The organism is Listeria immobilis (assembly GCF_014322845.1).
Lineage (GTDB): Bacteria > Bacillota > Bacilli > Lactobacillales > Listeriaceae > Listeria > Listeria immobilis.
This window is the reverse complement of the sequence record NZ_JAASUA010000008.1, coordinates 26,611-46,004: the sequence shown is the minus strand read 5'-3', so window position 1 is coordinate 46,004 and position 19,394 is coordinate 26,611. Positions and strand designations below refer to the sequence as shown.

Here is a 19,394-nt window from a genome sequence, read left to right as displayed (position 1 = left end):
ATGAATTAGATATAATATTAAATGACTAGAATAAAAGGAGGTGCCGATAAATGGGTGATAGCGAAATTTATGTAAGTTTAGACATTGGAACAGCATCAGTGAAAGTAATCATCGCGGAAATGGCTGACGATCGACTCAATATTATCGGTGTTGGTAATGTCGAGTCTTCAGGAATTAAAAAAGGGATTATTATCGACATAGACAAGACTGTAGAATCCATTAAGAAGGCAATTGAACAAGCAGAAAGAATGGTTGGCGTTGAAATTTCTCAAGTAATTGTTGGGGTAGTATCGAGTCAAGTTCAATTAGAAGCTTGCCGAGGTATTGTAGCAGTTAGCAGTGAAAATCGCGAAATTACAGATGAGGATGTCTGGAACGTGATGGACGCAGCTCAAGTTGTTCCATTATCTCCCGAAAGAGAAATCATTAATACAATACCAGACCAGTTCGTAGTGGATGGTTTAACTGGCATTACCGATCCACGTGGTATGATAGGTGTACGTCTAGAAATGGAAGGCACACTTATTACTGGCTCAAAAACAATTTTACATAATACGTTGCGTTGTGTGGAACGTGCTGGCCTTGAGATTTCTGATATTGCTTTACAACCACTAGCGGAAGCGTCGATTTCTTTATCTGAAGATGATAAAGAATTTGGTACGGCACTAATTAATGTTGGTGCAGGAACGACTACCGTTAGCGTATTCGAACAAGGCAGATTAACGTATACGGGTGTTATTCCAGTTGGTGGAGATAATATCACCAAGGACTTATCGCTTGGTCTAAATACTTCAACAGCAAATGCAGATCGTGTGAAACTTGATCATGGCTATGCATTTTATGATGATGCTTCCCCTGATGAAGTTTTTGCCATTGATGTAATTGGTAGCGACCAAAAACAACATTTCACACAAGTGGAAGTTGCAGATATTATTGAGGCACGTATGGAAGAAATTTTCCAATTAGTTTTAGAAGAACTAGCTCGAGTTGGAAAAACACATCTTCCAGGTGGTTATGTTTTAACAGGGGGTTCGATGGCTATTCCAGGTGCGATTGATTTAGCTGGAAAAACGTTAGCAGCCCATGTTCGACTTGCCATTCCAGATTATATAGGTGTTCGCGAACCATCCTTTACAACTGCGGTAGGCTTGATTAAGTACGCTTATCAAATGGCTGAGTTAGAAGGTCGTGATGTTAGCAGTACAGCAAGTGAACCACAAAATGAGGATGCTCCAAAACAAAAACAACCTAAACAAAAGAAATCAGATGACGAAAAAGTTTCTACAAAAATGAAGAATTTTTTCGGCGCATTTTTTGAATAAACGTGAAAGCTGGTAAATCAGCAAGGAAAAATCATATCGTATAAATCGGCAAATAGGAGGCAATAATATGTTGGAATTTGACACTAGTTCAGAAAGTTTAGCAACAATAAAAGTAATCGGTGTTGGCGGCGGCGGAAACAATGCTGTAAACCGTATGATTGAGCATGGCGTTCAAGGTGTAGAGTTTATCTCAGTAAATACAGATGCACAAGCGCTTAATTTAGCAAAAGCAGAAATAAAATTACAAATTGGTACAAAGTTAACACGTGGTTTAGGAGCAGGAGCTGTACCAGAAATTGGTAAAAAAGCAGCGGAAGAAAGTCGCGAACAAATTGAAGAAGCTTTAAAAGGCGCTGATATGGTATTTGTCACTGCTGGAATGGGTGGCGGAACAGGAACGGGAGCGGCTCCGGTTATCGCTCAAATCGCCAAAGAAATGGGCGCATTAACAGTTGGTGTTGTAACTCGTCCGTTCGGTTTTGAAGGTCCAAAACGTACAAAACAAGCTCTAACAGGAACAGAAGCAATGAAAGAAGCAGTAGATACATTAATTGTAATTCCAAATGATCGTCTACTTCAAATTGTTGATAAAAATACACCAATGCTTGAAGCTTTCCGTGAAGCAGATAATGTTTTACGTCAAGGTGTTCAAGGTATTTCAGACTTAATCGCTGTACCAGGTTTAATAAACTTAGACTTTGCTGATGTAAAAACAATTATGACGAATCGTGGTTCTGCGTTGATGGGAATTGGGATTGCGACAGGTGAAAATCGTGCCGCAGAAGCAGCGAAAAAAGCTATTTCGTCTCCACTTCTTGAAACTTCTGTGGATGGTGCAAAAGGTGTCCTAATGAATATTACTGGTGGATCTAACCTTAGTCTTTATGAAGTACAAGAAGCTGCAGAAATCGTATCTAGTGCATCTGATGAAGATGTTAATATGATTTTTGGTTCTGTTATTAATGACGAACTAAAAGATGAACTTATTGTCACAGTAATTGCCACTGGATTTGATGAAACGAAGCAAGCGCAACAACAAGCGCAAGCAAATCGTCGTCCAAACCAATCTATTCAAGTAAATCGTCCAAACTATGCAGTACAAGAAGAACCGCAAACTGATTATGCGCAAACTGCACCGCAACAAGCAAATAATCCAGTTCATGAACAACCAGCGGAACCACAACAAAATAGTTCAGACGTGGATGTACCAGCATTTATCCGTAACCGTAATCGTCGCGGATAATTCTTATAACAGAAATTACACCCGGCCGCTTTTTGTTTTCTGAGTGACCGGGTATCTGATTATAACAAGAAGCGTTTTAAAAAAAGGGCTTCGGGAATTATATAAGGTGATAAAACAAATGACAAAACAAACAAATTTAGAAAAAGTAACCAAACAAATCGAGCTTGCTTGTGCAAAAAGTAATCGTAGTCAAGCGGAAGTGACACTGGTTGCTGTAACAAAAACGATTGATGCAACGGGAATGATGGAATTATATCATTTAGGTATTCGCCATTTTGGTGAAAATCGTGCAGATGTATTTCTTGAAAAAACAGCACAATTTGCAGATAAAGACGATATTTGTTGGCATTACATTGGTTCTTTGCAAACACGTAAAGTAAAAGATGTATTGCCAAAAATAAATTATTTGCATTCACTTGACCGAGTTTCTCTTGCGAAAGAAATCGAAAAACGAGCGACGAAACCGGTGAAATGTTTTTTACAAGTGAATATTTCAGGTGAAGAAAGCAAACATGGTTTTTCCACAGAAGAGGCGTTTTCATTTGTACAAGAAGCAAATTTTCAATTCATTGAGATTGTTGGATTGATGACAATGGCACCTATTACAAATAGTGAACAAGAGCTGCATCACGTATTTCATGAGTTAAAGCATTTGCAGCAAGAAATTCATGCGCTTCAGTTAAAAAATATTCCTTGTACAGAGTTATCCATGGGGATGACTCAGGACTTCGGAGTAGCGATTACAGAAGGTGCTACATTTATACGAGTAGGAAGAGCTTTGGTGAGTGACGAAAATATGGAGGTGTAACAAATGGGACTATCGAATAAATTTAAGTCTTTCTTTTTCTTAGATGAAGAGGAAGAATATTATGAAGAAGAAGTAGCGAGGGAACCAGAACCAATGCAAAAGAAAACGAAGAAAGAAAAACCAAGTAAAAATCGTTTCTATGCTGTGGAAGAAGAGGATGCGAAGGTGGTTAGTATGCAGGGAGCTCAGTATTCTAGTCGAATGGTACTCGCAGAACCGCGTGTATATGCAGAAGCCCAAGAACTAGCAGATTACTTAAAAGAATATAAAACGGTTGTTGTTAACTTACAACGCATTAGCCATGACCAAGCGACACGTATTGTGGACTTTTTAAGTGGAACAGTATATGCGTTAGGTGGAGATATCCAACGTGTGGGAAATAATATTTTCTTATGTACCCCAGACAATGTAGAAGTGGATGGCTCTATTTCTGAAATGCTCGATGAACAAAACTTTATGTGATGAATTAGAGGTGTAAACTAGATTGCAAAGTATTTTATATCAAGTGGTGGAAGTTGTTTTATTCATTATCAGATGGTTGCCAACCTTAATGTTTATTTATTTCTTAATGAGTTGGTTTCCAGGGGCAAGAGAATCAAAAATTGGTCGATTTTTAGCTCGTATTTTCGAACCGATTTTAGAACCATTTAGGAGGATTATTCCGCCGATTGGTATGTTTGACATCTCATCTTTAATTGCTTATTTTATTTTCCAATACGCAATGAGAGTTTTAACAAGTTTAATCCAAGTTTATGTTGTTCCAATGCTGTTCTAAAAAGCACACCCGTCTTCAAATGGGTGGCTTTTTTTTGAATAAATAAGCAGGAGTGGGATAGAAGCAGTCATTTTCATGGTATAATAGGGCTAAAGACTTGGGACGGATTGAAAGGGAGAAATTATTATGGACGCAATTTATCAACATTTTCGCGCAGAAGAATACGCATTTATTGATAAGATTCTTGGTATTACGGTGCAAGTGGAGAATGAGTATACACCACAATTAACGGATTTTTTAGATCCTAGACAACGTTATATAACGGAGACAATTATTGGCGGTTATGAGCAAATTAAAGTTCAGTTTTTTGGTGGAGTAGAACATGCTGAACGGCGTCGCGCGCTGATTTATCCAGATTATTATACACCAACAGAAGCTGATTTTGAGATTGCCTTATTTCATATTCGCTATCCAGTGAAATTTACTACATTGACACATCAAAAAATTCTTGGGACGCTAATGTCACTTGGTATGAAACGAGATATTTTTGGGGATATTTTAAATAATGGAACGGAATGGCAGCTTTTAGTAGAAAGTAATATGAAAGATTATTTAACTTTACAATTAGAAAAAATTGGCAAGGTTAATGTGATGTTAGAGGAAACCAATTTAACAGAAGCAGTTTTTACACCTATTGATTGGGAAGATTTTGGGATGACTGTTTCTAGTATGCGACTTGATGTGATCATTAGCAACGCGCATCATATTTCTAGGCAGAAAGCAAAACAAATAATTGTGGCAGGTCTGGCAAAAGTAAATTGGAAAACAGTAGAGAATCCTGATTTTGAATGTGAGCAAGAAGATGTATTGTCGGTTCGTGGTTACGGGCGGGTGAAAATTTTAGAAATTGCTGGTAGGACGAAAAAAGATAAAATCCGCATAGAGATTGGCTATATAAAATAAGAAAACGAAAGCTTCCAGTTATGGTGGCTTTCGTTTTCTTTTTTAACTAAGTTGGAGCATTCGTTCTAATGCTTTTAAGGCGAATTTGGTTGTCTGCTCATCCACTTTAATTTGATTTCTTTTTTCATTATTTTGAATGGATTCGAGTGTCCAAAGTAGATGGGGTAAATCTATTCTATTCATGGTCATGCACGGACACATAAATGGATTTAAGGAAACAATTTTCTTATCAGGATTTTCTTGTATAATTCGACCAACTAGATTCGCTTCTGTGCCTATTGCCCACTCTGTACCAGGCGCGGCATTACTTATCTCTGTCACAATTTTTTTTGTTGAACCAAAATCATCTGCTAAAGAAACAACTTCATGCGTGCATTCCGGATGAACGATAATCCGCATATTTGGTGAGTTTTTACGGATGGTTTCAATATTTTTAACAGTGAAATGTTGATGAACGGAACAATAGCCTTTCCAGAGAATCACTTTACAATCTTCTAAATTACCTTCGTATTCCAGCTTGTTTTTTATAGGATCCCAGATAGCCATGGCATCAAGTGGAATACCAAGTTCAAAAGCTGTATTACGACCTAAATGCTGGTCAGGAAGAAAGAAGATTCGTTCTTTTTGCTCCAAAGCCCACGCAACGATTGTGGCGGCGTTGCTAGAGGTAACTGTTGTTCCACCATATTCGCCAACAAATGATTTGATTGCCGCAGTTGAGTTAATATAGGTGACAGGGAGAATGGTGTCACCAAACAGATCTTGTAGTATTGGCCAAGCGTTTGTTAATTGATGAATATCGGCCATATCAGCCATGGAACAACCAGCGCGCATATCTGGCAAAGTTACCATTTGCTCGTTTGTTGTTAGCATGTCAGCAGTTTCGGCCATAAAATGAACGCCACAAAAGACAATATGCTTGGCTTGTTTATTACTAGCTGCTATTTGCGCTAATTGTAGAGAGTCACCAATCGCATCAGCAAACGGGACAACTTCATCTTTTTGGTAATGATGGCAGGGGATAAAAAGGTCTTCTCCGAGTTGTTGCTTAATTTCCATCACGCGGTTTGCTATTTCAGTTTTGGACATTAATTTATAATGTTCTGGCATAGTATCACTTTTTACTGTCTCTAGTAAATTCAATTTTTTAGTCCTCCTTGGCTATTAAAGCTAATATCAAGTGCACGTACAGAATGAGTTAACGATCCTAAAGAGATATAGTTAACACCACAGTTTTGGTACTTAGAGATATTATTTAGCGTAATATTGCCAGATACTTCGGTTGTAATATGATCTGGGACAAGTGCTACCAATTTTTTGATTTCTGCTGGTGTTTGATTATCAAACATAATAATGTCTGCGCCAGCTTGGACTGCTTCGGTTACTTGGGTTGCATTTTCAGTTTCGACTTCTATTTTTACCATATGTCCAAGTTTAGCACGCACATTGCTTATCGCCTCCGTTATGCCGCCAGAGAACGCAATATGGTTATCTTTTAACATAACGCCATCAAATAGACCATTCCGATGATTAAAGCCACCACCGACCTTTACGGCATACTTATCGAAGACTCGCAGACCAGGTGCTGTTTTTCGGGTGTCACAAATTCGAATCGAGGGGTCAGCTAGTTTTTTTAAAGCGAGGTTAGTCTGGGTGGCGATACCACTCATTCGCTGCATTAAGTTTAAAATAACACGTTCAGCAGTTAGAAGCGTGCGTACTGGTGCTGTTACTACACCAATAATTTCGCCTGCTTGAATAAAGTCGCCATCTTGTTTGTAGGGCTTATAGTCAAATTTGCTATCAAGAAGTTGATAGGCTATTCTAGGGATTTCAACGCCACACAAAATGCCAGTTTCTTTTGCGAGAAAAACACCTTCCCCCATAATTGTATAATCAAAAATACTATCAGCGGTTATATCGTATTGTCCAATGTCTTCTAATAAAAAACCTTGAATTGCTTGCTTTATAAGTATTGGATTCATTTTATTACTCCTTCTAAAATTCGATGTGCACCGAGACTTTCCGTGCGTTTTAGAGCGCTAGTTGCGATGAGTTTTGCAACTAGAAGCATATTGCTTATTTCGGCTTCTTCACATGTGCTGTTTGCCTGTTCAAAATGATTTGCCCAGTGTAGAAATTCTGTTAATTTTTCTTCAGTTCTCGTAATGCCTAATGCTATTCCGATTTTTTCTTGGAGTTGTTGCTTATCTGGTAAAGGATGTGTTAATAAATGTTTTGGAGGAGCGGGTGTAACTGATTGATTTCGTTTTTTTGCAGGATTTGCTTGGATATATGCAGCGACTTTCTCCCCAAAAACAAGTGTTTCAAGTAGCGAATTACTAGCTAGCCGATTTGCTCCGTGGACACCAGTATTGGCAACTTCACCGATTGCGTATAGTCCTTTAATATTCGTTTTGCCGTGAAGATCCGTCCGAACGCCTCCCATTAAAAAATGTGCCCCTGGATGAACTGGAATTCGTTTTGTTTTACGAAAAGGGACTTGATGTTTATCTAAACTAGCAGAAATTCCAGGAAAACGGGATTCAAAGTTTTTTACCGCTGTAATTTCAAGGAAAATTAGTTCCCCTTGAGCGATTTCATTAGCTAGTGTTGCGGACACAATATCTCGCGGAGCAAGGTCAAGTAGCGGATGAACGCCTTCCATAATGGCGGTTCCATCATCGCGAATAAGTTTTGCTCCTTCTCCGCGCACAGCCTCTGAAATAAGCCCATGGCAATGGCCGTCTATAAAAAGTAATGTTGGATGAAATTGAATAAACTCCATATCAGATAATGTAGCACCAGCATTTAAAGCAAGCGCTAAACCATCTCCTGATATAGTTCTAGCGTTTGTAGTAACCGGGAAAAGTTGACCTAATCCTCCAGTTGCTAAAATGATATGCTCTCCGTAATAATTATGTAACTGATTATTGCTATCTAAACAACAAACACCAACTGCTTGATGACCTTGTTTTATAATTTGGATGGCCATTTCTTGTTCGCGCCACTGAACAGCTGTTAGTTGGTTTTGTATAAAAGTAGTAAGAACTTTCCCTGTTTGATCGCCGCCAGCATGCAATATTCGTGGCATTTGATGAGCACCTTCTAATCCAAATAAAAACTCCCCATTTTGTTGGTCAAATGTCATGCCTTCTTTAATAAGTTTTTGAATGACAATTGGTCCATAAGTGGTAAGTTCACAAACTGCAAGTGGTTTGTTATGATAACAGCCAGCTTGAAAAGTATCGCGAAAGTGTTTTTTAGGAGAGTCATCTTTTGTTATTGCTGCTGCAACGCCACCTTGTGCTAACATCGAATTGCTTTCTTGTTTAGTTCCTTTTGTGATTATCGTCACATCATAATCCTGCATTAAGCGAAGTGCTGCAAGACTACCTGCAATACCACTTCCAATAATGATGATGCGTTCTTTTTTCATATTTTCCACCTCTTGCATAGTAGGGTCGATTAATTGTATACTTTTATAGCGAATATACAGTTGTCTTGTCATCTATAATCACACAAAATCCAACTTAATTCAAGCATAAAATTTCAGGAGGTAAAAAAGATGATTTATTTTGACCATGCTGCAACGACACAAATTAGTGATGCTGCGTTAAAGGTTTTTGTAGATGCATCAAAAGATTTCTTTGCTAATTCAGAAAGTTTGCATGATGCAGGGACTAAGGTGGCGACACTGTTAGAGCGATGCCGAGAAAACTTTGCAACATTATTGAGTGTTCCAGCAAGAGGAATTATATTTACAAGTGGCGGAACAGAAAGTAATCAAATTGCAATTCAAACTTTATTACATACTAGTAAGAAAAAAGAAGTATTAGTTAGTCCGCTTGAGCATGCTTCGATATGGCAGCAATTAGAAGCACTTGAACGAGAAGGGAAATGTGAGATTCGTTTGTTACCTGTAGGAAAAAATGGACAGGTGAATCCGACTAATTTAGCCAATATGATTTCTAAAAATACCGCGTTAGTAATTATTCAACATGTAAACTCGGAAATAGGAACTATCCAACCCATTGCAAAATTAGCGCAAATTGCGAAAAATGCCGGGGTTCCATTTCATACGGATATTGTTCAATCGTTTGGGAAAATTAATGTAGATTTAACGGATGTAACTAGTTTTAGCATTTCTTCGCATAAAATATATGGGCCAAAAGGGGTGGGATTACTTTTTATTAGACCAGATTTCCCTTTTCAAGCTATACTAGTAGATGTACATCATGAATTTGGCTTTCGGGCGGGTACTGTGAATGTCCCAGCAATTGCTGCCTTTACAACAGCTGCCTATGATATAATAAAAACTAGAGAAAAAGAAGCCCAGCGAATTAGTAACTTAAAAAAGGCGATTTGTTCCGCATTAACAAAACAAGTTACGATAGAGGGCGGACCAAATACATCTCCGTTTATTTTGGGACTAACCTTACCTAATATGCAGGGACAAGAGGCTTTGCTTGCCTTAAATGAAGCAGATATTCAAATTTCAACGACAAGTGCATGTAGCATACGTGATGCAAAACCATCCAGAACCTTACTTGCTATGATGAAAACGGAGGAAGAAGCAAGTCGCTTTATCCGTTTATCTTTTGGAAAAGAAAATGAATTAAAAGATAGTTTGATTTTTAACGAAGAAATGGCAAAATTACTAAGAAAAAGGTGATAAAATGAAAAAAATACTTGGTGATGAGCGTAGACATTTGATTTTAAATTGGTTAAAAGAGGCAGATTCACCTATTTCGGGAAATCAGCTTGCGAGTCGAACCAATGTAAGTCGACAAGTAATCGTACAAGATATTTCCTTACTTAAAGCTGGAAATGAACCAATAATGGCTACACCACAAGGATATATTTATGCAAAGGAGACAAGCTTCTCAGGAGAGCGACGAGTTATCGCCGTTAAACATACAAAAGAACAGACAGCCGAAGAATTAACTATATTAGTTGATCACGGGATTACAGTGGTGGACGTGATTGTGGATCATCCAATTTACGGTGAAATTACTGCTTCACTCCATTTGAAAAACCGTTTTGATGTAGAAAAATTTGTTAAAAAATTGCAGACTACGGGAGCAACAATGCTTTCTGGATTAACTGATGGAACGCATTTACATACAATTGAAGCAGATACATCGGAACAAATTGAGCAGGCTATTCATGCACTTGGTAAAGCCGGATTTTTAATCTAGCGTTTTTTCAATATAAATTCTAGGAAAAAGCCAGTATCTATGTTAGAATGTATGTTAGGTATTTATAAACAAAAAGTTGTATGGAGGTGCTAAATATGCCATTATCGCCGCTGGATATACATAACAAAGAGTTTACCCGTGGTTTTAGAGGTTATGACGAAGATGAAGTAAATGACTTCCTCGATCAAATCATTAAAGATTATGAACAAGTAATTAAAGAGAAAAAGCGTATTGAGGACACTTTAAATAATAGTGAAGAACGTCTAGGTCATTTTACCAACATTGAAGAAACATTAAACAAATCATTAATCGTCGCACAGACAGCTGCTGAAGAAGTGAAAGCTTCCGCTGAAAAAGAAGCAAAACTTATTATTCGTGAAGCAGAAAAAAATGCCGACCGAATTTTAAGCGACTCGCTTTCAAAAGCTAGAAAAATTGCGATTGAAATTGAAGACTTAAAACGTCAATCCAAAGTATTCCGTGAGCGTTTACGGATGTTAGTGGAAGCACAAATGGACTTGATTAAAAGTGAAGATTGGCAACAAATGATGGCTTATGATGTAGATGCAACAGAACTAGCATCTATTAAAGAAGTGGAACAGACTGAATCTGAAGAACGTTAAAAACGATAATTAGAGACAAGTATATTTTTTAGATAATGGATATGAAGCGAGTTGGTAAATGGTGCGAGACCAGCTATCCTCTAAAAAGTAGAAATCACTCTTTAGTTCTAACCCGAAAGAGCAATCGCTTGAGTAAGTGTTAGCGCGAGCCAGCGTTATGGCCTAAATGAAGTGGACAGGCAGATTAGATGCATGTCAACAAGGGTGGTACCGCGAATCTCGTCCCTTTTTGGGAGAGATTTTTTTTGCGTTTAAAAATAACAATTTGAAGGAGAAGAAAACATGGAATATAAAGATACTTTATTAATGCCAAAAACAGATTTTCCAATGCGTGGCAATTTGCCGAATAAAGAGCCTGAGTGGCAAGCAAAATGGGAAGAAGAAAAACTATACGAAAAAATTCAAGAAAAAAATGCAGGACGTCCAAGCTATATCTTACATGATGGCCCTCCGTATGCGAACGGAGAGCTTCATATGGGGCACGCTTTAAATAAAACAATTAAAGATATTATCGTTCGTTATAAATCAATGGCTGGCTTCCGTTCACCGTATGTACCTGGTTGGGATACGCACGGACTTCCAATTGAAACAGCGATTGCCAAAAAAGGCGTAAAGCGTAAAGAAATGTCTGTTGCTGAATTCCGTAAGCTTTGTGCTGAATATGCTATGACTCAAGTAGATGGTCAGCGCGCTGGCTTCAAACGTTTAGGTATTAGTGGCGATTGGGAAAATCCATATATCACAATGTTGCTAGAATACGAAGCAGAACAAATTAAAGTCTTCGGTGAGATGGCGAAAAAAGGTTATATCTATAAAGGGAAAAAACCAGTTTATTGGTCTCCTTCTAGTGAATCTGCGCTTGCTGAAGCTGAAATTGAATATAAAGATAAAAAATCAGCTTCCATCTTTGTTACTTTTAAAGTAATAGATGGTAAAGGTGTGCTAGAAACTGGAACAAACATTGTTATTTGGACAACAACGCCATGGACAATTCCAGCAAACCTAGGAATCACAGTGAATCCAGATTTAGAATATGTAGTGCTAGAATCTGATGGCGAAAAATATGTAGTTGCGGAGGCTCTTTTACCTGGACTGCGTGAAAAACTTGGCTTTGAAGATGCTGTTGTTCTTAAAACAGTGCGTGGTTCTGAACTTGATCGTATCACTGCAAAACATCCATTTTATGATCGTGAATCCTTAGTAATGAACGGGGAACATGCGACTGCTGAAGCTGGGACTGGTGCGGTTCATACGGCTCCAGGACACGGGGAAGATGACTTTTTAATTGGTAAAAAATATAACTTAGATGTATTAGCTCCACTAGATGATCGTGGTGTGTTTACAGATGAAGCACCTGGATTTGAAGGCGTATTTTATGATACAGCAAACAAAATGGTTACAGAAAAACTAGAAGAAGTAGGCGCATTACTAAAACTAGAATTTATTACTCACTCCTATCCACATGATTGGCGTACGAAAAAACCAGTCATTTTCCGTGCAACTGCCCAATGGTTTGCTTCTATTGATGCTTTCCGTGATGATTTACTAGAAGCAGTGAAAAGTGTAAACTGGACTCCAGCATGGGGAGAAACTCGTTTATTTAATATGGTCCGTGACCGCGGTGATTGGGTAATTTCTCGTCAACGTGCATGGGGCGTACCGCTACCTATTTTTTATGCGGAAAATGGAGAAGCAATTATCACTGATGAAACAATTAGTCATATCTCTGACTTATTCCGTGAACATGGATCGAATGTTTGGTTTGAACGAGATGTGAAAGATTTGTTACCAGCTGGATTTACCCATCCTGGCAGCCCAAATGGTGAATTTACAAAAGAAACGGATATTATGGACGTATGGTTTGACTCAGGTTCTAGTCATCAGGCAGTTCTTAATGCGCGTAAAGGATTAAGTCGTCCTGCTGATTTATACATGGAAGGTTCTGACCAATATCGTGGCTGGTTCAACTCGTCATTAACAACAGCTGTTGCAATCACAGGTGAGTCCCCATACCGCAATGTGCTAAGTCATGGTTTTGCGCTTGATGGAGACGGCCGGAAAATGAGTAAATCTCTTGGCAACACAATTCTTCCTGGAAAAGTAATTAAACAACTTGGAGCAGATATTGTCCGTCTTTGGGTAGCTTCTGTAGATTATCAAGCAGACGTTCGGGTGAGTGATGAAATTTTAAAACAAGTTTCAGAAGTATATCGCAAAATCCGTAATACAATGCGTTTCTTACTAGGAAATATTCATGATTTTGAACCAGCAAAAAATAGCGTTTCCTATGAAAACTTGCGCGAAGTTGACAAATATATGCTTATTAAATTAAATGATTTAGTAAAAAATGTGAAAGATAGCTATGAAGCCTTTGAGTTTTCTACTATTTATCACCAAATTAACAATTTCTGTACAGTAGAATTAAGCCAATTTTATCTGGATTTTGCAAAAGATGTTGTTTACATCGAAGCGATGGATATGCATGATCGTCGTGCTATGCAAACAGTCTTTTATGAATCAGTGATGACTTTAACTAAATTACTCGCACCAATTTTACCGCATACAACAGAAGAAGTATGGCATAATTTAATTGGTGAGGGAGCAAAAAGTATTCATTTACAAGATTTACCAGAAGTTAAAGTGCTAGCGGGTAGTGAGGAAATTACTGCTAAATGGAGTGCCTTTATGCAAATTCGTGATAATGTCCAAAAAGCATTGGAATTTGCTCGAAATGAAAAACTAATTGGTAAATCTATGCTTGCAAAAGTGACGCTTTATGTGGATGGAGAAGCAAAAACACTCTTTGACTCACTGGAAGGCGATTTTGCACAACTATTTATTGTATCTGATTTTGAATTAGTTGAAGGGGTCGAAAATGCTCCAGAATCTGCGCTAAAAGTGAACCAAGTAGCTGTTCAAATTACCGTAGCTGAAGGGGAAACTTGTGAACGTTGTCGTGTAGTGAAAAAAGATGTTGGTGCAAATCCAAACCATCCAACACTATGTGCTCGTTGTGCTGATATTGTTGTAAAGAATTACGAAGCATAAAAAATCCGCTTGAGGAAAATCCTAGTAATTAAAAAGGGGTTTCCTCAAGCATTTTTATTTTAAAATGTGGTATTATAGACATAATTCTAAATAAAGGAGTGGCTTTGAGTAATGGCAATAATCCACTATACGAAAGTGCATGGCTCGCAAAACAGCTTTTTCTTAGTAGATGAAGAAGAAAATAATATACATGATTGGTCTGACAATGAGCGCGCTGATTTTGCAATAAAATTATGTGATAAATCGCATGCCCTTGGCGGTGCTGATGGAATATTATTTGTTGCGAAAAGTAACGAAGAGGGAACTATCGGTCAAATGAAAGTAGTTAATTCTGATGGATCCTTTGCTTCGATGTGTGGCAATGGTTTAAGAACCGTAGCTCGCTATTTACTAGAAAAACACCAATTAACAGAAGCAAAAGTGGAAACAATGAAAGCTGTTTTAGATGTAAAAAAAGCAGACTCTCTTGGATTTAATATTCCAACTTATCAAGTCGAAATCTCTCCTGTTAAGTTTACACCAGCAAGTTTGCCGATGAATTTACCAGTTGAGAAATTGATGAATCAGATTGTGCCTGAACTAGATGAAGAACTTGCTTTTTCAGCTGTCTCAGTGCCGAATCCGCATTTAATTACTTTTGTTGATCAAGCTGTGTTAGATTCTGATAAACAGCAAAAATTAGCTAGCTATTTAAATGGTGAAAATCCATTTTTCCCTGATGGCGTAAATGTTAGTTTTGTCAAAAGATTAAACGATAATGCTATCTATGTACGAACTTTTGAACGTGGTGTTGGTTTTACAAATGCCTGTGGAACAGCAATGTCTGCTTCTAGTCTAATTAAAAAAATGTTGGATAATGATCCACTTGAAACACCGCTTAATGTATATAATGACGGCGGAAGAGTTCAAGTTACTGCAAAAGAAGATATAACAGGAGAACTATCATTGCAATTGATTGGAAATGCTACATTTGTAAGTAGTGGAACATTGAGCTATGATGGGGAAGAAGTAATAGCTTTAACAAATGAAAATACATCCGAACAAGCTAACTATACGCAACTTGCAGAAGAAGTAAAACAATTTTTAAAAACAACAGAATGAAAAGGAGTTAGTCATGAACACAAATCGAAAAAAAGCAACACCACTATTTGTTATCGGCGGATTTTGTCTAATTTTATTTATTACAATTGCCTCAGCTATTGCTATAGAAAGTAACTGGGTAGCACGTTTTGATTTAAATTGGATTGAAAAAATTCGCGGTGGAATTCAACCAGATAAAACTTCCATTGTAAAATTAGTAACCCATCTTGGAAGCGCAGAGACAACGATTATCCTAACTATTATCGTCGTTTTAGTTCTATTCTTTTTACGCAAATTTGTCGTTGGTCTTTGGTTTGGCGGAACAATGTTACTTTGCGGTGTGATACTAAATCTGGCTTTAAAAAGCTTAGTTGCTCGTAATCGCCCAGCTGGCATTAATTGGTTGATTAGTGAATCGGGTTTTAGTTTCCCAAGTGGACATGCGACAGCTACTGCCGTTTTTTACGGACTGGCAGGTTTATTTTTAATTTTTACGGTTCCTAAGATTTGGCAAAAAATCGTTATTGGAATTATTGCCTATGGTTTTATTTTATTTGTTATGTATACACGTGTTTATCTTGGAGTTCACTTCCCAACGGATGTACTCGGTGGGTTCTTCCTAGGAACAGCATCTGTATGTATTTCACTCGGAGTTTATTTTGTTGTTCGTAAACCGCTACATAACTTACTTGTGAAATGGCGCATTAAAGATAGAAGTATTATCGAATAAAAAGAAATCCTGCTATGAGTAAATTCGCTGATAGCAGGGTTTTTCACTTAGTAGACTGAATAATCTATTTTGTAACCGTGTGGCTTTTTCACTTGATTTATTTAGCAGATGGCGTTAATATATAAGTGTTGAAGCAAGCTGGTTTATGTATTATCAAGGGTATTGATTTCGATGAGTACATTTGATAATATGTGAATTTTGTAATTGAAAATGAAGTTAGCTTGTTGTTAACACGTTTTTCGTTAGTAAAAGAAACATATTAAGAAAATTTTTTGGAGGTTTGTGAAATATGCAAACAGGAACAGTAAAATGGTTTAACAGTGAAAAAGGCTTTGGTTTCATCGAAGTAGAAGGCGGAGATGATGTATTCGTACACTTCAGCGCTATCGAAGGTGAAGGATTCAAAACTTTAGACGAAGGTCAAAGCGTTGAATTTGAAATCGTTGAAGGTCAACGTGGCCCACAAGCAGAAAAAGTGACTAAACTTTAATTTGCTTACGTTAAACAAGTAAAAACACTCAGCAGACTTCTTAGGGAGAAGTTTTGCTGAGTGTTTTTTTACGCTAAATGAACTCGGTAGGTTTTAATTTCAAATGGAGTGATTGGGAAAGTTTGGCTTTGTTGTTCTGTTTCATTTTCTTCCAATAAATTACATTCGATCATGGTTGTAATGTCATAGTCACTCGTTAATGTCACTTTTCCGTGCGTACCAGCAAATTCATGTAAACGAACAATAATCCCGTCGCCATCTTCTGCTTGTTTCACACTATCAATCATCACATAGGGGTTGCTCACTTGGAAAAGGGAAAAGGACGCTACTGCTCCATTAGAGGTGAAAATTGGGTTATTAAGTTCCCAAGCAGCTTTTACTGTTTCCCCGTCAAGGAAATCACCTCTGTGTGGATAAAGCGAATAGGTGAATTTTTGGATACCTAAATCTGCATGCGTATCCGGATAACCAGCTGCTTTAAGTAAAGTTAAACGGATAGTAGAATCTTTGATATCATAGCCGTATTTTGATTCATTTAACAAACTAACCCCATAATTTTTCTCAGATAAATCGGCCCATTGATGTGCAACTGTTTCAAACCTGGCGTAATCCCAGCTTGTATTCCAGTGGGTAGGACGTTTAACATTGCCAAACTGAATATCATAACTAGCTTCACTTGCATGAACTGATACTGGAAAAGCAACTTTAAGCAATTGGTTTCGATCTTGCCAATCCACCTCTGTTTCAAAACGAATTTCCGGACTATCATGATAAAAATGAATAAGCTGTGTGATTTGAGATTTTTCAGAGTGAAGTATTTGTTTTATTGTTAGTCGAAGCGGTCCGTTTTCTACTAGCTCAAAAGAACTTAGATTAGTAATTTCTATTTGTTTTTCCTGATAAAATAAATCAATATCCCAAGCATCATGCCACATAGGTTTATCTTCAAACAACTGGAAAACATTACCACGAGCATTTTTCGCTAAAACTTGGCGATTATTTTTTTTATCAAAAATCGATGTAAATTGACCTTGTTCATTCCAGCTAATTTGATAAAAATTGGTTTCCAGTTGTTTATTAGTATAGTTAAAAGAAGATTTTTCTAATATTGTGGATGTTTCCCTAACTGAAATACTAGCTGCTCCAAGTGCGGGAAGAGCGGGATGTTGGATAAGCCACTGTCCACTTGCTAATTTTTGCGCTGGCAGTGGAGAATTTGTTTCATCAAAAAATGCCAATGATTCGGATGTGTTTTCTGGTGTAATCTCAATATAGCGTGCACCTGACCAAGTAGAGCTGTTCCAAAGTGCTATTTTTTCTTGCTCTGTAGTTGTTAAATGTGTAAGTTGTTCGTGGATAAGCGTCGTATTTTTTGTCATTGCTTCTGTGTATTCAAGAAAAGCATCTTCATAAACTTCTTTGATAGACGAGCCAGGAATAATATCATGAAATTGGTTTCGCAATAAAATTTGCCAAATATTAGCTAATTTTTCTGCTGGATAGCGCATTCCTTGTTTTAAATTTGTAAGTACTGAGAGCCATTCGCTATTTTTAAGGGCAAGTTCAATTTTACGGTTCATTTTTTTAGTAAAGGCTTGGCTCGTATAAGTTCCGCGGTGATATTCAAAGTAAAGTTCACCATTCCAAGTGTGAACATATTGATCGGTTGTTGCGATAGTTTGATGTAAGTCATGGAAATAATCTGTAACACTTTTTGGTTTTACTTCTGGAATTCCGGGCATGTTATCATAGCGACGGCGCATCTCAAGCATTTCCCGGTTTACTCCGCCACCCCCGTCTCCATAGCCATAAGCCAGCAAAAGTTCCTGATTAATATCTTTGTCTTGATATTTTGTCCAAAGTCCAGCAAGCTCTCGAGCAGTCATTTTGCCATTATAAGTGGAAATGGAGCTATTTTTTTCAGGAGCCGTTATAAAATGGGTTAGTATTTCTGTTCCATCAATCCCGCGCCACTGAAAAGTATCATGCGGCATTCGATTGTACTGGTTCCAACTTATTTTAGTAGTCATAAATGTTTTAATACCTGATTTACGAAGGATTTGTGGTAAGGCCCAACTATAACCAAATACATCAGGTAACCATAAAAAACTGGAGGGTTTCCCAAATTCTTCACGTAAAAACTTCTGACCATAAAGCATTTGGCGAACTAAAGATTCTCCGCTTGGGATATTGCAATCAGCTTCAAGCCACATACCGCCATCTGCTTCCCAAGCACCATCATTAATTTTTGTTTTGATTTTTTCATAAATTTCTGGATAGTCTTCTTTTAGATAAGCATAAAGTTGTGGTTGTGATTGTAAAAATAAATATTCTGGATAATCCTCCATTAAATGAAGTACCGTTGAAAAGGAACGTGCGGCTTTTTCGCGAGTATGTTTTAAACGCCAAAGCCAAGCAACATCAATATGCGTATGTCCAACTGCCGCTACTTTGATAGGAAAGTTTTTTGGTATCGTTTTTATTTCATTTTGAAGGAGCTGGTTTGCGATTTCCATGGATGCGATATTTTTCTCGGAGCCAGGGACAGCCCAATCAATCGCTAAATAAGCACGATTAACTGCATGCAGGAGACTGGCATAGCTTGGATTATTTTCTTCTAATACATCTAAAGTTTTAAGGGCTGCTTTACTAGTAAAATATAAATCGTCTATCGCTAAGTTTAAATAGCCAATAAATGCTTCTTTTAGCTGATGTGTTTGTACGGTTGGAGCGCCCCCTCCTTCAAGACCAGACCATAGGCGAAAAGTAAGTTCTATGGTTGTTCCAGCAAATTTATCTGGAAAAAGAACTTCTTGGTGATTTTGATCCACACCTTGGAATGGTTTTCCATTAACAAATAATAAAGATTCAAAGCCAGAATTATGACCATCCCCCGTGTTTCCAAAATCAAAGTAACCAATTAAACGTGTATGCTCTTTTAATTCTGGAAAAGTGACGGTTGTTTTTAACCATAAATAACGATCTCGCCCAGCCCAGTTTGCCCCAATGGAAAGTTCGCTATCAAAGACCACATTTTCGGGTCTTGCGGAAATCTCTCCAGCAATATCTTCCGCTGTTTGAAAAATAGTAATTGGACATTTTTTGTGATAACGATAGTGTGCAACTTCATCCAGCCTACGCCACAATTTCTCTTTAGTAAAAAACATCTAT

17 protein-coding genes and 1 other annotated feature are annotated in these 19,394 nt (G+C 37.6%); of the genes, 13 read left to right on the top strand and 4 right to left on the bottom strand.

All coding sequences use genetic code 11. The features are described from left to right. The first annotated feature begins 50 nt into the window (after positions 1-50). From ftsA to HCJ45_RS10870, 6 genes are all read left to right on the top strand, one after another. Positions 51-1,322: a cell division protein FtsA gene (gene ftsA, locus HCJ45_RS10895; RefSeq protein ID WP_187124816.1), complete on the top strand. Its 1,272-nt coding sequence runs from the start codon at positions 51-53 to the stop codon at positions 1,320-1,322. Between the two features lie 67 nt (positions 1,323-1,389). After that, positions 1,390-2,565, top strand: coding sequence for a cell division protein FtsZ (gene ftsZ / locus HCJ45_RS10890; RefSeq protein WP_187124815.1), 1,176 nt, complete (start codon positions 1,390-1,392; stop codon positions 2,563-2,565). Positions 2,566-2,683: 118 nt separating this feature from the next. Then, positions 2,684-3,373 (top strand): YggS family pyridoxal phosphate-dependent enzyme, encoded by a 690-nt coding sequence (locus HCJ45_RS10885; RefSeq protein WP_187124814.1) that lies wholly within the window; start codon positions 2,684-2,686, stop codon positions 3,371-3,373. Positions 3,374-3,376: 3 nt separating this feature from the next. Continuing rightward, on the top strand, positions 3,377-3,835 hold the full coding sequence (locus tag HCJ45_RS10880; RefSeq protein WP_185346249.1) for a cell division protein SepF: 459 nt from the start codon (positions 3,377-3,379) through the stop codon (positions 3,833-3,835). Between the two features lie 22 nt (positions 3,836-3,857). Continuing rightward, positions 3,858-4,148: a YggT family protein gene (locus HCJ45_RS10875; RefSeq protein ID WP_185346250.1), complete on the top strand. Its 291-nt coding sequence runs from the start codon at positions 3,858-3,860 to the stop codon at positions 4,146-4,148. A 126-nt stretch (positions 4,149-4,274) separates the two neighbouring features. Further along, complete coding sequence (locus HCJ45_RS10870) at positions 4,275-5,051, top strand: YlmH family RNA-binding protein (protein ID WP_187124813.1); 777 nt, start codon at positions 4,275-4,277, stop codon at positions 5,049-5,051. 42 nt (positions 5,052-5,093) lie between these two features. Here the strand turns inward: HCJ45_RS10870 and nadA are convergent, their stop codons facing one another. From nadA to nadB, 3 genes are read right to left on the bottom strand one after another with little or no spacing between them, the layout of a single operon-like run. Further along, the gene (gene nadA / locus HCJ45_RS10865; RefSeq protein ID WP_187124812.1) at positions 5,094-6,194 is read right to left on the bottom strand and encodes a quinolinate synthase NadA; all 1,101 of its coding nucleotides are present in this window, start codon (positions 6,192-6,194) and stop codon (positions 5,094-5,096) included. Continuing rightward, positions 6,191-7,036, bottom strand: coding sequence for a carboxylating nicotinate-nucleotide diphosphorylase (gene nadC, locus HCJ45_RS10860; RefSeq protein ID WP_187124811.1), 846 nt, complete (start codon positions 7,034-7,036; stop codon positions 6,191-6,193). The genes nadA and nadC overlap by 4 nt, the downstream gene beginning before the upstream one ends. After that, complete coding sequence (gene nadB, locus HCJ45_RS10855; protein WP_187124860.1) at positions 7,033-8,490, bottom strand: L-aspartate oxidase; 1,458 nt, start codon at positions 8,488-8,490, stop codon at positions 7,033-7,035. The genes nadC and nadB overlap by 4 nt, the downstream gene beginning before the upstream one ends. Before the next feature lie 129 nt (positions 8,491-8,619). Between nadB and HCJ45_RS10850 the strand changes: the two genes are divergently transcribed. The 7 genes from HCJ45_RS10850 (at position 8,620) to cspB (ending at position 16,223) form a co-directional block, all read left to right on the top strand. After that, complete coding sequence (locus HCJ45_RS10850; protein ID WP_187124810.1) at positions 8,620-9,726, top strand: cysteine desulfurase family protein; 1,107 nt, start codon at positions 8,620-8,622, stop codon at positions 9,724-9,726. A gap of 4 nt (positions 9,727-9,730) precedes the next feature. Next, complete coding sequence (locus tag HCJ45_RS10845) at positions 9,731-10,252, top strand: transcription repressor NadR (protein ID WP_187124809.1); 522 nt, start codon at positions 9,731-9,733, stop codon at positions 10,250-10,252. A 95-nt stretch (positions 10,253-10,347) separates the two neighbouring features. Then, complete coding sequence (gene divIVA / locus HCJ45_RS10840; RefSeq protein ID WP_185346262.1) at positions 10,348-10,875, top strand: septum site-determining protein DivIVA; 528 nt, start codon at positions 10,348-10,350, stop codon at positions 10,873-10,875. Beyond that, positions 10,872-11,105: a binding site (T-box leader), on the top strand. Its footprint overlaps the gene before it by 4 nt. Positions 11,106-11,157: 52 nt before the next feature. After that, complete coding sequence (gene ileS, locus HCJ45_RS10835; RefSeq protein WP_187124808.1) at positions 11,158-13,923, top strand: isoleucine--tRNA ligase; 2,766 nt, start codon at positions 11,158-11,160, stop codon at positions 13,921-13,923. 111 nt (positions 13,924-14,034) lie between these two features. Next, a complete protein-coding gene (gene dapF / locus HCJ45_RS10830) occupies positions 14,035-15,024 on the top strand; it encodes a diaminopimelate epimerase (protein ID WP_187124807.1) in 990 nt (329 codons plus the stop codon). 13 nt (positions 15,025-15,037) lie between these two features. Next, positions 15,038-15,733: a phosphatase PAP2 family protein gene (locus tag HCJ45_RS10825; RefSeq protein WP_187124806.1), complete on the top strand. Its 696-nt coding sequence runs from the start codon at positions 15,038-15,040 to the stop codon at positions 15,731-15,733. A gap of 289 nt (positions 15,734-16,022) precedes the next feature. After that, positions 16,023-16,223: a cold-shock protein CspB gene (gene cspB, locus HCJ45_RS10820; protein ID WP_003723180.1), complete on the top strand. Its 201-nt coding sequence runs from the start codon at positions 16,023-16,025 to the stop codon at positions 16,221-16,223. A gap of 68 nt (positions 16,224-16,291) precedes the next feature. Here cspB and HCJ45_RS10815 read toward each other — a convergent pair whose 3' ends face one another. Further along, complete coding sequence (locus HCJ45_RS10815) at positions 16,292-19,390, bottom strand: alpha-mannosidase (RefSeq protein WP_187124805.1); 3,099 nt, start codon at positions 19,388-19,390, stop codon at positions 16,292-16,294. Positions 19,391-19,394: the final 4 nt, after the last annotated feature.

Bases quoted from the DNA above. Each gene is read 5' to 3' on its own strand.
- ftsA (WP_187124816.1), top strand. From the start codon at position 51: ATGGGTGATAGCGAAATTTATGTAAGTTTAGACATTGGAACAGCATCA.
- ftsZ (WP_187124815.1), top strand. From the start codon at position 1,390: ATGTTGGAATTTGACACTAGTTCAGAAAGTTTAGCAACAATAAAAGTA.
- HCJ45_RS10885 (WP_187124814.1), top strand. From the start codon at position 2,684: ATGACAAAACAAACAAATTTAGAAAAAGTAACCAAACAAATCGAGCTT.
- HCJ45_RS10880 (WP_185346249.1), top strand. From the start codon at position 3,377: ATGGGACTATCGAATAAATTTAAGTCTTTCTTTTTCTTAGATGAAGAG.
- HCJ45_RS10870 (WP_187124813.1), top strand. From the start codon at position 4,275: ATGGACGCAATTTATCAACATTTTCGCGCAGAAGAATACGCATTTATT.
- nadC (WP_187124811.1), bottom strand. From the start codon at position 7,036: ATGAATCCAATACTTATAAAGCAAGCAATTCAAGGTTTTTTATTAGAA.
- nadB (WP_187124860.1), bottom strand. From the start codon at position 8,490: ATGAAAAAAGAACGCATCATCATTATTGGAAGTGGTATTGCAGGTAGT.
- HCJ45_RS10850 (WP_187124810.1), top strand. From the start codon at position 8,620: ATGATTTATTTTGACCATGCTGCAACGACACAAATTAGTGATGCTGCG.
- HCJ45_RS10845 (WP_187124809.1), top strand. From the start codon at position 9,731: ATGAAAAAAATACTTGGTGATGAGCGTAGACATTTGATTTTAAATTGG.
- divIVA (WP_185346262.1), top strand. From the start codon at position 10,348: ATGCCATTATCGCCGCTGGATATACATAACAAAGAGTTTACCCGTGGT.
- ileS (WP_187124808.1), top strand. From the start codon at position 11,158: ATGGAATATAAAGATACTTTATTAATGCCAAAAACAGATTTTCCAATG.
- dapF (WP_187124807.1), top strand. From the start codon at position 14,035: ATGGCAATAATCCACTATACGAAAGTGCATGGCTCGCAAAACAGCTTT.
- HCJ45_RS10825 (WP_187124806.1), top strand. From the start codon at position 15,038: ATGAACACAAATCGAAAAAAAGCAACACCACTATTTGTTATCGGCGGA.
- cspB (WP_003723180.1), top strand. From the start codon at position 16,023: ATGCAAACAGGAACAGTAAAATGGTTTAACAGTGAAAAAGGCTTTGGT.
- HCJ45_RS10815 (WP_187124805.1), bottom strand. From the start codon at position 19,390: ATGTTTTTTACTAAAGAGAAATTGTGGCGTAGGCTGGATGAAGTTGCA.